This window comes from Leisingera sp. SA32 (assembly GCF_056033425.1).
Genome location: NZ_JBVYHB010000004.1, coordinates 87,381 through 100,337, shown reverse-complemented (window position 1 = coordinate 100,337; position 12,957 = coordinate 87,381). Strand labels below are relative to the sequence as shown.

Here is a 12,957-nt window from a genome sequence, read left to right as displayed (position 1 = left end):
CTCTGATATCCGAAACCGACAACGGAAGAATACGTGCCCGTCTCTGATCAGGTATGAGAGCCCTGAAATTGCAAGGGTCGTTACCTGCAGTTCCTTGGCTAAAGCCACCACTCACGGAACATGTGAAAGATGCAGTGAATTATACTTTTGCGGTAGTATAGTATTCCATACCTTCCGTCGCATTCCGAGGTCATACCGAGGGTTTGCGGCATCGCCGCCTAGGCGTCGGTCAGATACATCTGATTGTGTAGTGCGGCCTTCAAAACTGCCTGTGCGGTGGTTTCCACGGACAGGGATTCCCGGGCCAGACGCAGATGTTTTTCGATCGTGGCCGGTGTCAGCCCCATCAAAAGTGCGATGTCCTGTGTGGTCTTTCCATCGCCAACCCATTGCAATACCTCGCGCTGGCGTTTTGTCAGGCTGCGGTTGGGTCCGGCATAGGGCAGGGTGAGGATCTTAAGGTGAACCACGTTGTTCATCAACAGGATCTCTTGTCCGTGATCCTGCCAAACGGCGTCTACCTCATCCTGGGTCAGCCCGGACCTGGCCGCCAGGGAGATCGCGCCCTTATAGCGGCTGCTGGCAGACGGAAAGCTGACCGTGTAGCCGGCCGTCAGGCCCAGCAAGTCATTGAACTCCAGAACCTTTTGTCCCTCAGCAGACAGTTTGCCGGAACTTGCCAGATCCCGGGCAATCCGCCAGCTCCCTGCGCCTTCGTTATCGAGCGCCCAGCGAAGCATCGGCGCGTGGAAATACAGCCCTCCGTGCAGATAGCCGTCCAGATAGGCGTCTTCGTGGTTCGTCAAGACGACGAAGTCATCCGGATCCCCGAGGGAATTGTCCGTAATGCATCGGGTGTAGCCGTAAATCAACTTGTCGAAACCAAACTTCTGCATCTGCGCGACATGACCGGCCCACAGATCGTCCAGATTTTGCGCGGTGCAGACAAAATCCAGATAACTCTTTAAACTCATCCTGTTTCAGCCTCTTTCAAATGTTGTGCCAGCGCCTCAATCGCCAGAATGTATCCCTTGGGGCCGAAACCGCAGATTTGCCCCAACGCCGCCTTGGCAATAAATGAGCCATGACGGAAGCTTTCACGGGCATGAATGTTGGACAGATGCACTTCGACGGTCGGGATTTCGACCGAGATCACCGCATCCATCAGCGCGATCGAGGTGTGCGTATAGGCGCCTGCATTCAGGACAATCCCGTGATACACGCCTTTGGCGGCGTGGATCGCATCAATCATAGCGCCTTCATGGTTCGATTGCAGGCAGCTGGCTTCCAGACCCAACGCCTTGGCATGGCTTTCGCAAGACTGTTCGATCATCGCAAGCGTCACCGACCCATAAACCTCGGGCTGGCGGGTTCCCAGAAGGTTGAGGTTGGGACCATTCAAAACCAGAATACGCTGTGTCATCGGCAGTCGTTCCTTGAGAAATCGCTTTGTGGACAGGAGGTCCCAGATGTACGCCACAGGGAATATGGCAAATGCCGCGCTTGTGCGAAAGCTGCAATTGCGGTCCAATCCGCAGACACGGCTCGCCCTAGCGGAGACCGTGGTTTTCTTTGCCGTCGCCATCGCTTAGTTGTCGCTGCGGCTGATGCGCCTTGCCGAAAGTTGACCAGATGACCGACACCGCCCAGACCCTTCTTGACCTTCTCGACCTTGAAACCCTAGATCGTCATCTTTTCCGAGGGTCAGGATCCGGCGGTGAAACACCAATTCGTATCTATGGTGGGCAAGTGATCGCACAGGCGCTAGCCGCGGCATATGCTACGGTTTCCAATCGTTTGTGTCATTCACTTCATGCGTATTTCATCCGCCCGGGAGACCCGTCCAGACCGGTGATCTATGAGGTTGATCCGGCCCGAGACGGCCGCAGTTTCACAACACGCCGGGTCGTTGCAATGCAAAACGGCAAGCAGATCCTGAATCTGGCCGCATCGTTTCACACGCCGGAGCCCGGTTGGAACCACCAACACGATATGCCGGATGTACCGCCGCCCGCCGGTCTTGAGCCGCGGCATGAAATCCTGCTGCGCAATGCTTTTCGTGTGCCACAGGACAAGCGCCAGGAATTTATCCGCGAACGCCCGTTCGAACTGCGGGAGGTCGAACCCCGCGATCCTTTGACACCCGAAAAGGCAAGCGACGTCAACCATATGTGGGTTCGAATGGAAGCGGCCAAGGGCGCCGGGCCGGCCTTGCAGCACATTCTGATGGCCTATGTGTCCGACTTCGGACTGCTTGGGTCGTCCATGCGGCCGCATGGGCTGACGTTTCACAGGCCCGACGCAATGACCGCAAGCCTGGACCACGCCATGTGGTTCCACGCTCCGGTGCATCTGGACAACTGGCATCTTTATACGATGGACGCGCCATTTACCGGCAACGGCCGTGGCTTCAATCGGGGGGCCATCTACACCGAGGATGGTCAGCTGGTCGCCAGTGTTGCACAGGAAGGTTTGTTGCGACCACTAAATCCCCAAGGCGGCAGTTAATCTGGCCTGCTACCTTGGTGTAATTAACATAATTCTGATTATAGGAGGTCTGTGTGTACGCGCAAAGCAGTAATGTCACCCATTGGCAAAGCAGAAGTGTCACTCTCCTTGCATAAAGCAGCGAGGGCGAGCGGAGATGGGATGGGTGATTATGAGCGAGCGCGAGCTGAATCGCGTGGAGGTTCTGGCGCAGGTCGACGATGGCCGGCTGACGGTTGATAATGCGGCGAACCTTCTGGATCTGACACGGCGCCAGGTATTCCGGCTGCTGAAGCGATACCGCCAGGACGGCGCATCCGCGATCCGTCATAAGGCGCGCGGCAAGCCTCCGAACAACCAGATTCACAAGGCGAAGCGCGACTACGCCTTGGCGTTGATAAAAGAAAACTATGTGGATTTCGGACCGACCCTGGCGGCCGAGATGCTCGGAGAACATCACGGGTTCAAAGTGTCCCGCGAGACGCTGCGCAAATGGATGATCGACGACGGCATCTGGCTCTCGCGCAAACAGCGCCGGACGTTCCACCAACCGCGTCTGCGCCGGGAATGTTATGGTGAGCTGATCCAGATTGACGGCTCCGACCACCGCTGGTTTGAGGATCGCGCGCCGCCCTGCACTCTTCTCGTGTTCATTGATGACGCGACAAGCACCTTGATGGAGCTGCGGTTTGTGAAGTCGGAAAGCACCTTCAGCTATTTCGAAGCGCTGGACAGCTATCTGGTTCAGCACGGCCGCCCGGTGGCCTTTTACAGCGACAAGCATTCGGTGTTCCGGATTGGCAAGGAAGACGCCAGAAATGGCGCAGGCATAACCCAGTTCGGGCGCGCGCTGAATGAGCTGAACATCGAGATCCTGTGCGCCAACAGTTCTTAGGCCAAAGGCCGGGTTGAACGGGCTAACCGGACGCTTCAGGACCGGCTTGTCAAAGAGCTGAGGCTGGCGGGGATTTCCGACATGGATGGCGGAAACTCCTTTCTCGAAGGCTTCAAGAACCGCTTCAATGCCAAGTTTGCGAAGGCCCCGGCCAAACCGGACAACCTGCACCGGGCGTTGAATGTGGAGCCGGACCGGTTGGCGGAAGTTCTGTGCTGGCGCGAGAACCGCTATGTCGGCAAGCAGCTCACATTCTCCTATGACCGCAAGCGGATCATGCTGGAAGAGACCGCGCTGTCACGCGCCCTTATCGGCAAATACGTTGATACCTATGCCTTTGCAGATGGGGGCTTCGAGGTGCGCTGGAAGGGCCAGGCCCTGCCCTACAGGATCTTTGATATGGACCAGCGTGTCACTCATGCGGCCATCACCGAGAACAAGCGGCTCAGCGCGGTCCTTGCCTATGTCAAAGAGATGCAGGAGAAGGCGCCACCAAAACCCAAGGTGCGGACCAACTCCGAGAAGATGGGGTATCAGCCCGGGCCTCACAAGCTGGGTATGCCAGAGGTGCCGGTCATCGATGATTGACCGGTTTGCGGTGGGCAAGTTACCAATAAAGGCGGCTCATAGTTCATTAAAAAAGAGGCGAGCAATCTGTAATGCTCAAGCGAGCGACATTCCTAACAGGTGCCATGTTGATCGCACTGATGGGATACCTGCCTTTCGAACTCTCGGAATGCAACGAGTTGATCGCGAGACATGGCGCAGTGTATTTCTGCGCGCTGATCATTGAGCTCGCAAGGTCAAAATCGCTATAGGCATCCCCTTTACCCACAAGGCTTTCCAGCCCTTCGATATTTGAGGTCTACGGGCTGCCAAGCCTTGTTCCTGTTGCGCTATGCGGTGACACGTCTGCTTTGCGCAGCCAGTGACATTTCTGGATGGGGTTTACACTATGCTGGGCGGGTCCACCCCCAGCCCAGTATCGCTCATCGACGCATCTAGATAACGGAGAACCTGTACAGAGCCAGACCCATCGGCGACCGGGGTTTGCGAGAAGATCCATAAGTGTCATTGGCTTGAGGCGTATGCCTCAGGCATCCAGCTCCGTGTCCCAATACAGAAAGTCCATCCAGCTTTCATGCAGATGGTTGGGTGGGAATTTGCGCCCGGTATTGCGTAGCTCCTCCGCGCCGGGGCGCCGTGGTGGTTTGCGCAGCGACATGCCCGCGCGGTGTAGCGACTTGGAGCCCTTTTTCAAGTTGCACGGGCTGCAGGCGGCGACCACATTTTCCCAACTGGTGACCCCGCCAGCGGCACGTGGCACCACATGGTCGAACGTCAGATCCCCTTTGCTGCCGCAGTACTGACAACGGAACTCGTCCCGCAAGAACAAATTAAAGCGCGTGAAGGCCACGCGCTTTTGGGGTTTCACATAGTCTTTCAGCACCACCACCGACGGTATTCGGATCGCGGTACTGGGGCTGTGAACAACCTCGTCATATTCGGCCACGATGGCCACCCGGTCCAGCCAGGCCGCCTTGACCGCATCCTGCCAGGACCACAGTGACAAGGGATAATAAGATAACGGCCGGTAATCCGCATTCAGTACCAGTGCCGGGTGCTGCTTGAGCGCGCCCGGAGATCTGACAAACTCTGCCCTGAAATCGCCATCCATGGTGAACGTCTTCCTCGCCCTGACTTTCCGTTTCCCGGAACCAGAGCGGGGAACCCGCCCCAGCTTAAGTTTGACTATATATCGTGGTTGGCAGCTGGCAAGCCCCAACGATCCACAATATGTCGCGAGCTGTGTGACGTGATTCCGTGACAGGCTCGTGACAGTTATCCACAGGCAAGGGTCTTGCCCCCACGCCTTTGCGCAACTATTGCCGCACCATGACCCGATTGATCCGCTTCAACAAGCCCTATGACGTGCTGCCGCAGTTTACCGACCGTGGCAGCCAGGATAGTCCGCGGCCCACGCTCAGCCGCTATATAGAGTGTCCTGGCGTCTATCCGGCCGGGCGGTTGGACCGCGACAGCGAAGGGCTGATGCTGCTAACCGACAGCGGCCGCCTGCAGGCCTGGATCAGCGACCCAAAGCACAAGATGGACAAGACCTACTGGGTTCAGGTCGAAGGCAATCCAGATGACGCAGCGCTTGCCGCCCTCGCTGACGGTGTTCAGCTGAAAGACGGCATAACCCGCCCAGCCAAGGTCAGCCGCATGGCAGAGCCGCCGGGGCTTTGGGCGCGCACGCCGCCGGTGCGGCAGCGCAAAACGGTGCCCGACAGCTGGCTTTGCCTGACCCTCCGAGAAGGCCGCAACCGCCAGGTGCGGCGCATGACAGCAGCGGTGGGCCACCCGACTCTGCGGCTGATCCGGTATTCCATCGGCGCTTGGACACTGGATGGCCTGCCCCAGGGCGCTTGGGCCGATCTGGAGCCGCCCCGTGTGCCCGGCCCACCAAAACCCTCGCAAAAGCCACCAAGGCGCGCCAAGAGTGCGAAGACCGCGAAACCTTCGGATAGCGCCACCCCAGGCAGCGGCCCGTCCCGCCGAAAACCGCTGAGTGACAGGCCGCGTCGCCGCTGATAGCCTGCGGTCATGCTGCCGAAAGCCCCTGCCCTGCACGCTATTCTCGAATCCGCCCTGTATGTCGATGACCTGGACGCAGCGGAGGACTTCTATGGCCGCATCCTGGGGTTGGAGCAGATTCAGCGGGTGCAAGGTCGGCATGTGTTCTACCGGTGCGGCAGCGCTGTTCTGTTGCTGTTCAACCCAGCTGAGACCACCAAGCCGCCCGGCAATCCGCAGCTCCCGGTGCCGCCGCATGGCGCGCGGGGATCGGGACATTTGTGCTTTGCACAGCCACGCGCGGCGCTGCTGCAAACGCGGGCGCGGTTGCAGGAGGCCGGGGTCGCCATCGAGGCAGAGTTCGACTGGCCCAGCGGCGCACGGTCGATCTACTTTCGCGACCCGGCAGGAAACTCCCTGGAAATCGCCGAGCCGCATCTCTGGGTCGGTTGATCCGGGGTGCAGACGCGCCCCGACGAGCTGGGCTTAGAGGCCCAGCTTGTCACGCATGAACGCCAGCGCCACGCTCAGCCCGTCGGGTGCGATGCCATGAGCAGTGCCTTTCTGGATGTGGGCAAAGACATCCTGAAAACCGGCTTCCTGCAGTGCCTCTGCGGCCTCTGGCAGCGATTGCACTGGCACCACGTCATCCTGATCGCCATGCACCAGAAGAATGGGCATTTTCGATTGCAACTCATCCTTCAGCAGTTCGGGCGACAACAACCGCCCCGAGAAGCCGACCACACCCGCAACGGCGTCTTCTCGGCGGGGCGCTACGTGCAGGCTCATCATCGTGCCCTGGCTGAACCCAAAGAGCACCACCTGTTCCGGCAGCACGTCCTCATCCACCATCAGCGCATCGAGAAAAGCGTTCAGGTCTTCAATCGCGGCCTGCATGCTGCGCATGCTTTCCTCCTCTGAGGAGCCATCGATCCAGGGAATCGGGAACCACTGAAAGCCCATCGGCGCCCCTGGGCAGGCCTCGGGCGCGTCGGGTGCCACAAACAGCGTATCCGGCAGGTGTTCTGCGAGCGGATCGGCAAGCCCCATGAGATCGGCGCCATTTGCGCCATAGCCGTGGAGGAACACCACAACCGAACGGGTTACGCCGGAGACCGGCTCTTTGCGGCCGGCATTGAGTACGCGAGTCATCGGATCCCTTCCCTGTCCTTTGCCACGTGGTAATAGGCCCACAGCAACCGCGCTGCAACCGACCGCCACGGGGACCAGGCCTCTGCCATCTGTCGCAGCGCGCGTTCTTTGGGTCGCTCGGACAGGTCGAACAGCACTCGCGCGGCTTCTTGCAGGGCCAGATCGCCAGGCGCAAAAACATCGGCGCGTCCCAGCGAGAACATCGCATAGATCTCTGCTGTCCAGACCCCGATGCCCGGCACCTGCACCAGTTCAGCCACCACCTCCGCATCAGGAAGATCACGCAACGCTTTGAAATCGATACGTGCCTCCGCTAAGGCACGGGCATAACGGATTTTCTGGCGGCTCAGCCCCGCGGAGCGCAATTCGTCATCGCTGGCCCAGAGAATCTTGCGCGGGCCGGTCAGCTGTGCGGCCTTCAGTCGGGCCCAGATCGCATTGGCCGAGGCGACGCTGACCTGCTGGCTGACGATGGCGCTCAGCAATTGCGCAAACCCGTCCGGCTTGCGCCGCAACGGCAATGGCCCGACTTGGTCAAGCGCCGCCGCAAACCGCGGCTCCTGTCTCGCCAACCAGTCTGCACCCTCCGCCACACAGGCGCCGCTGGTGATGATACGCCCAGGCGCACCCATCAAACGCAGCCCAACAAGGCGATTGAAAGAAACCGTGATCGAAGAACGGACAGCACTGGCTTGCTCCTTAACATATTCAAGGTTACGCATCCCACATGACCATGAGCATGACCACCCCCGGCGACGGCGTCGCCAAGAAGAACGTTGCCATCCTGGTGCTGGCCCAGGCAATCCTCGGCGCGCAGATGCCGATGATTTTCACCATTGGCGGGCTGGCCGGGCAATCGCTCGCTTCCAACCCCTGTTTCGCGACCTTGCCGATTTCTTTGATCGTCGGCGGTTCGATGCTGGCTGCGACACCCATTTCTGCAATCATGCAGCGCTGGGGACGCCGCGCGGGCTTCTTTGTAGGGGCAGGCTTTGGCGCGCTTGGCGGGCTGGTCGGCGCCTACGGGCTGTATCTGGGGTCGTTCCCTATCTTTCTGCTCGGCAGCCTGTTGACCGGCGTCTACATGAGCGCTCACGGCTTCTATCGTTTCGCCGCCGCGGATACGGCGTCTGAGTCCTTTCGGCCCAAGGCGATCTCCTATGTGATGGCAGGCGGTCTGGCCGCTGCGATCATCGGTCCGCAACTGGTCAAACTGACCAGCCAAGCTTTCGTTGTTCCCTTTCTCGGCACCTATATGGCGGTGATCGCGGTCAATGTATTGGGCGCATCCCTATTTTTATTCCTCGATATTCCCAAGCCGCCTGCGCCCAGCCAAGACAGTCCGCGCGGCCGCAGCCGGACGGAGTTGCTGAAGACACCGACAATCGCCGTCGCCGTGATCTGTGCCATGGTGTCCTATGCCCTGATGAACCTGGTGATGACCTCAACGCCGCTGGCGGTGGTTGGCTGCGGCTTTACCGAGGGCAACGCTGCCGACGTGGTTACCTGGCATGTTCTGGCGATGTATGTGCCGTCGTTCTTCACCGGCCATCTCATCTCACGCTTCGGGGTTGAGAAAATCGTGGCAGCAGGGCTGGTGATCTTGGCGAGCGCAGGCGCAGTGGCGCTGCAAGGCGTTGATCTGGCGAACTTCTTTATTGCGCTGGTTCTGCTTGGCCTTGGCTGGAACTTCGGCTTTATCGGCGCGACAACGATGTTGGCCGGCGCACATGACAGTCATGAACGTGGCCGGATGCAGGGACTGAACGACCTTTTGGTCTTTGGCGGTGTCACCGTGGCTTCGCTGGCGTCCGGCGGACTGATGAATTGCTCTGGTGGCAGTCCTGTCGATGGCTGGAACGCCGTCAACATGGCCATGGCGCCCTTTCTGGTTCTCGCCGGCGGTGCCCTGCTGTGGCTGGCGCTGCGCCCCAGAACTGCCTGAGCGATCGCCGCCACACCCGACCAGCCCAAAGAAAAGAGGCACCCGGTTGGGTGCCTCTTTTTCGTTTCCGTCCAACCTCTTGAAGCAATGCGCTGACGCGATTACCAGCGACCGGTTGCGCTTCGGTACATCAATGTTCCGCGCCTGCGGAACTCACTCAGCCCCAGTGCACCCTGCGCCACGCGTTCTGGCTCGCGGATGGCCTGTTTCAAAAGCTCCGCTGCTTGCCATCCCGGCATCAGAGCCGGCGCGGCCGCCGCCGGAATCTCAGCCCTCTGAGATCTGGCTTTATAGATACTTTCCAATCCTTTGCGCGCCAAACCTTGCACGCCTTCCAAGGTTCCATCCAGCAGCGGAACACGTTTTTGAGCTTCCAGCTGCGGGATCGCGCGCAACCAATTGGCAACCCCCGCCCCATAGGCAAAATCACGTACCACACGTTCCTGCTGCGCCCCCAACGAGGCTGCCGCCATCCACATCAGCGCACCGCTAGTGCGGTCGATGTATCTGTCAAAATCTGCCTCGTTTTCAAAGGCATCTCGGTAGATGTCCCAACGGCGCGCCTCTGCCATGCCGTCGATGCAGGTTGCCAGCTCCGCTCGCAGCAGGCGCGCCAAGGGGGTCACGACAAAATGCCGACGGGCAGGCCTGCGCTCGACAATCTCCGCCGCCACATCCCGCCACCACTGGACCCGCATTTCGGCGATCATGCTCTCCTGACTGGCCCAGGGCGCCCGCGCCAGTTCTGCGTTGAGCGCATATAGCGCAAACAGCAGTGGCCGCGCGGCAACCGGTGCCGCCATCGCGGCCAAGAACCGGTCCGGGTCGCTCTTCTGCACCAGCTCGGCGCACGCGGTCAGATCATCGTCGAATTGCATGCGCCTCGCCGTCGTGGATCAGTTTCCAGCGGATCGCATCCAGAAGCGCTTCAAACGACGCATCTATTATGTTCGCACTGACCCCGACGGTGGACCACCGGTGCCCCTGGCTGTCTTCGCTGTCGATGATGACGCGGGTCACCGCTTCGGTGCCACCCTGGGTGATCCGCACCTTGAAGTCCACCAGCCGCATGTCCGCCAACTGTGCGGAATAGCGACCCAGGTCTTTGCTCAAGGCCTTGGCCAGCGCGTTGACCGGACCGCGGTCGCTGCCAACTTCGTCCAGTGACTCACTGACAGACAAGCGTTTTTCGCCGTCGACCTTGACCACGACGACCGCCTCGGACAGGCTGATCATCTGGTTGTACTTATTCTTGCGCCGCTCCACCGTGACCTTGAACCGTTTTACCTCAAAGAACTCCGGCAGCTGGTTCAGCTCGGCACGCGCCAGCAGCTCGAACGACGCCTGGGCGGTGTCATAGGAATAGCCTTCCGCCTCACGCTGTTTGATCGCCTCCAGGATCCGCGCCAATGCCGGATTTCCTGGCTGAACTGTCAGCCCGGCATCTGTCAGCCGTTTTCTCAGGTTGGACTGGCCCGCCTGGTTCGACATCGGAATGACCCGCGCATTGCCGACCTGGGCCGGATCAATATGCTCATAGGTCGCGGGGTCCTTGAGGATCGCACTGGCATGCAAGCCTGCCTTATGCGCAAAGGCGGAGGCGCCGACATAGGCTGCCTGGCGCATGGGCACCCGGTTCAGAATGTCGTCCAGCGTCCGGCTGATCCGGGTCAGACCGGCAAGTGCGTCTTTGCTGATGCCGGTTTCATACGCGCTGGAATAGGGTTCTTTCAACAGCAGCGTCGGAATCAGCGCGGTCAGGTTCGCATTTCCGCAGCGTTCGCCCAGACCGTTCAACGTGCCTTGGATCTGCCGCGCCCCGGCATCTACCGCCGCCAAGGAACATGCAACGGCATTTTCCGTGTCGTTGTGGGTATGTATGCCCAGTTTCTCACCCGGAATACCGGCCGCGATAACGGCGCTGACGATGCGCTGAACCTCGCCCGGCAGGGCACCACCATTGGTGTCGCACAGCACGATCCAGCGCGCCCCAGCCTCCAGCGCGGCTCGGCAGGCGTCCAGTGCGTATGCAGGATTGGCCTTGTAACCATCAAAGAAATGCTCGGCGTCGAACAGCGCTTCCCGTCCCTGCCCCACGATATGTGCAATCGAGGCGCGGATGTTCTCCAGGTTTTCTTCCAGACTGATCCCCAGCGCGTGGGTCACGTGGTAGTCGTGGCTTTTGCCAACCAGGCAGACCGCCGTGGTCCCGGCATTTATCACCGCCGCCAGCACCTCGTCATTGGCGGCAGAGCGCCCGGCCCGCTTGGTCATGCCAAAGGCCGTCATTGTGGCGCGCAGCTGCGGTGCCTCGTCGAAAAAGGCGCTGTCGGTCGGGTTGGCGCCGGGCCAGCCCCCTTCGATGTAGTCGATTCCCAGATCGTCAAGCGCTTGGGCAATAACCTTCTTTTCCTCGGTCGAGAATTGAACCCCTTGCGTTTGCTGGCCGTCGCGCAGGGTGGTGTCGTATAGATACAGCCGTTCCTGCGCCATCACAACGCCTCCAACTTGGCTGGGTCGAAACCGGCGGACGCCAGCAAGGAGACGCCTGCCTTGCTCATACGCACTTCCAGCCCGGCGGCGATATATGCGGCCTTCAACCGGTCGACTTCGGAAAAGTCCTTGCTCGCCATTGCTGCTTCACGCGCCTCGAAAAGTCTCGCCTCATAGGCTGACAGATCCAGCTCCGGTCCTGACGCCCACGCGCCCAGCTCCTCGGTCAGTAATCCCAGCAGCTGCGCCGACGCGAGCAGCCCAGCTGCGTCGCCGGCGGATGCCAGTTTGTGCAGCTCAGCAATTGCACCCGCGGTGTTCAAGTCATCCGCCAGCGCCTCCAGGACCGCGGCAGCAGCGCTGACCGCGGGTTCGACGCCCGCAGTCAGCGCCCGCCACTTGCGCAACGTCGCTTCGGCTTCTTTGGCTTTCTTGTCGGTCCAGTCCATCGGTTTGCGGTAATGGGTCTGCAAAAACACAAGGCGGATCACCTCACCGGGATAGCCCTCATCCAGCAGGTCGCGCACGGTGAAAAAGTTGCCCAGCGACTTGGACATCTTCTTGCCTTCGACCTGCAGCATTTCATTGTGCAGCCAATACCGTGCAAAACTGTCATCCCCATTGGCGCAGCAGCTCTGTGCCACTTCGTTTTCGTGATGCGGGAACATCAGGTCATTACCGCCGCCATGGATGTCGAAACTCTTGCCCAGAAGATCGTCTGCCATGGCCGAACACTCGATATGCCAACCGGGCCGTCCGCGCCCCCAGGGGCTGTCCCAACCAGGCAGCTCCGAGTCCGACGGTTTCCACAACACAAAATCCATCGGGTTCTTTTTGTATGGCGCAACCTCTACCCGTGCCCCGGCAATCATATCATCGACCGAGCGGCCCGACAGGTTTCCGTAGCCCTGCTTCCAGCTATCGACGGCGAACAGAACATGCCCCTCGGCGGCATAGGCGTGGCCCTTGGAGATCAGGGTCTCGATCATCGTCACCATCTGCGGAATATACTGCGTCGCGCGCGGCATATGATCGGGTTCAAGTGCCCCCAACGCACCCATGTCCTCCAGGAACCAGGCTGTCGTTTCGGCGGTGATCTCGCCGATAGGCCGCCCGCTCTGCGCAGCGCGCGCATTGATCTTGTCATCAACGTCGGTGAAGTTCCTCGCGTAAGTCACAGCGTTTGCGCCATAAACTTGCCGCAGAAGTCGATAGAGCGTATCAAACACCACAACCGGTCGGGCATTGCCCAGATGCGCCCGGTCATAGACGGTGGGACCGCAGACATACATCCGCACATTGTCGGCCTCAATCGGCGTGAAAACCTCTTTCTTACGGGTTTTCGTATTGTGCAGTTTGATCGTGATGTCCGTGGTGTCCATACCCGGTTCCTTTTTCATGTCCATCC

At 59.9% G+C, this 12,957-nt stretch carries 12 protein-coding genes and 1 pseudogene; 5 read left to right on the top strand and 8 right to left on the bottom strand.

What is annotated here, in order from left to right:
- Positions 1-218: 218 nt before the first annotated feature.
- Entirely contained in the window at positions 219-974 is a 756-nt protein-coding gene (locus AC0IPL_RS07805) for an autoinducer binding domain-containing protein (RefSeq protein WP_474273354.1), read from the bottom strand.
- Entirely contained in the window at positions 971-1,423 is a 453-nt protein-coding gene (gene aroQ / locus AC0IPL_RS07800) for a type II 3-dehydroquinate dehydratase (protein WP_474273353.1), read from the bottom strand. The genes AC0IPL_RS07805 and aroQ overlap by 4 nt, the downstream gene beginning before the upstream one ends.
- A gap of 209 nt (positions 1,424-1,632) precedes the next feature.
- Here aroQ and AC0IPL_RS07795 point away from each other — a divergent pair, with 209 nt between their 5' ends.
- Positions 1,633-2,508 (top strand): acyl-CoA thioesterase, encoded by an 876-nt coding sequence (locus tag AC0IPL_RS07795; RefSeq protein WP_474273352.1) that lies wholly within the window; start codon positions 1,633-1,635, stop codon positions 2,506-2,508.
- A 136-nt stretch (positions 2,509-2,644) separates the two neighbouring features.
- Positions 2,645-3,970: pseudogene (locus AC0IPL_RS07790) on the top strand (ISNCY family transposase).
- Positions 3,971-4,475: 505 nt separating this feature from the next.
- Here AC0IPL_RS07790 and AC0IPL_RS07785 read toward each other — a convergent pair.
- Entirely contained in the window at positions 4,476-5,060 is a 585-nt protein-coding gene (locus tag AC0IPL_RS07785; RefSeq protein ID WP_474273351.1) for an HNH endonuclease, read from the bottom strand.
- Between the two features lie 218 nt (positions 5,061-5,278).
- On the opposite strand from AC0IPL_RS07785, the gene AC0IPL_RS07780 reads away from it, so the two are divergent.
- On the top strand, positions 5,279-5,977 hold the full coding sequence (locus AC0IPL_RS07780) for a pseudouridine synthase (protein WP_474273350.1): 699 nt from the start codon (positions 5,279-5,281) through the stop codon (positions 5,975-5,977).
- A gap of 12 nt (positions 5,978-5,989) precedes the next feature.
- Positions 5,990-6,412, top strand: coding sequence for a VOC family protein (locus tag AC0IPL_RS07775; RefSeq protein WP_474273349.1), 423 nt, complete (start codon positions 5,990-5,992; stop codon positions 6,410-6,412).
- A 33-nt stretch (positions 6,413-6,445) separates the two neighbouring features.
- Here AC0IPL_RS07775 and AC0IPL_RS07770 read toward each other — a convergent pair whose 3' ends face one another.
- Positions 6,446-7,111, bottom strand: a complete 666-nt coding sequence (locus AC0IPL_RS07770) for an alpha/beta hydrolase (RefSeq protein ID WP_474273347.1) — start codon at positions 7,109-7,111, stop codon at positions 6,446-6,448.
- Complete coding sequence (locus AC0IPL_RS07765; protein ID WP_474273345.1) at positions 7,108-7,743, bottom strand: DNA-3-methyladenine glycosylase family protein; 636 nt, start codon at positions 7,741-7,743, stop codon at positions 7,108-7,110. Before AC0IPL_RS07765 ends, AC0IPL_RS07770 begins: the two co-directional genes overlap by 4 nt.
- Positions 7,744-7,838: 95 nt before the next feature.
- Between AC0IPL_RS07765 and AC0IPL_RS07760 the strand changes: the two genes are divergently transcribed.
- Positions 7,839-9,056 carry an MFS transporter gene (locus tag AC0IPL_RS07760; RefSeq protein WP_474273343.1) on the top strand — a complete coding sequence of 406 codons (1,218 nt, stop codon included), beginning with the start codon at positions 7,839-7,841 and terminating at the stop codon, positions 9,054-9,056.
- A 101-nt stretch (positions 9,057-9,157) separates the two neighbouring features.
- On the opposite strand, the gene AC0IPL_RS07755 is transcribed toward AC0IPL_RS07760, so the two are convergent.
- From AC0IPL_RS07755 to cysS, 3 genes are read right to left on the bottom strand one after another with little or no spacing between them, the layout of a single operon-like run.
- Positions 9,158-9,934 (bottom strand): squalene/phytoene synthase family protein, encoded by a 777-nt coding sequence (locus tag AC0IPL_RS07755; protein WP_474273342.1) that lies wholly within the window; start codon positions 9,932-9,934, stop codon positions 9,158-9,160.
- Positions 9,918-11,549, bottom strand: coding sequence for a citramalate synthase (gene cimA / locus AC0IPL_RS07750; protein WP_474273340.1), 1,632 nt, complete (start codon positions 11,547-11,549; stop codon positions 9,918-9,920). Before cimA ends, AC0IPL_RS07755 begins: the two co-directional genes overlap by 17 nt.
- Positions 11,549-12,931, bottom strand: a complete 1,383-nt coding sequence (gene cysS / locus AC0IPL_RS07745; RefSeq protein ID WP_474273828.1) for a cysteine--tRNA ligase — start codon at positions 12,929-12,931, stop codon at positions 11,549-11,551. The genes cimA and cysS overlap by 1 nt, the downstream gene beginning before the upstream one ends.
- Positions 12,932-12,957: the final 26 nt, after the last annotated feature.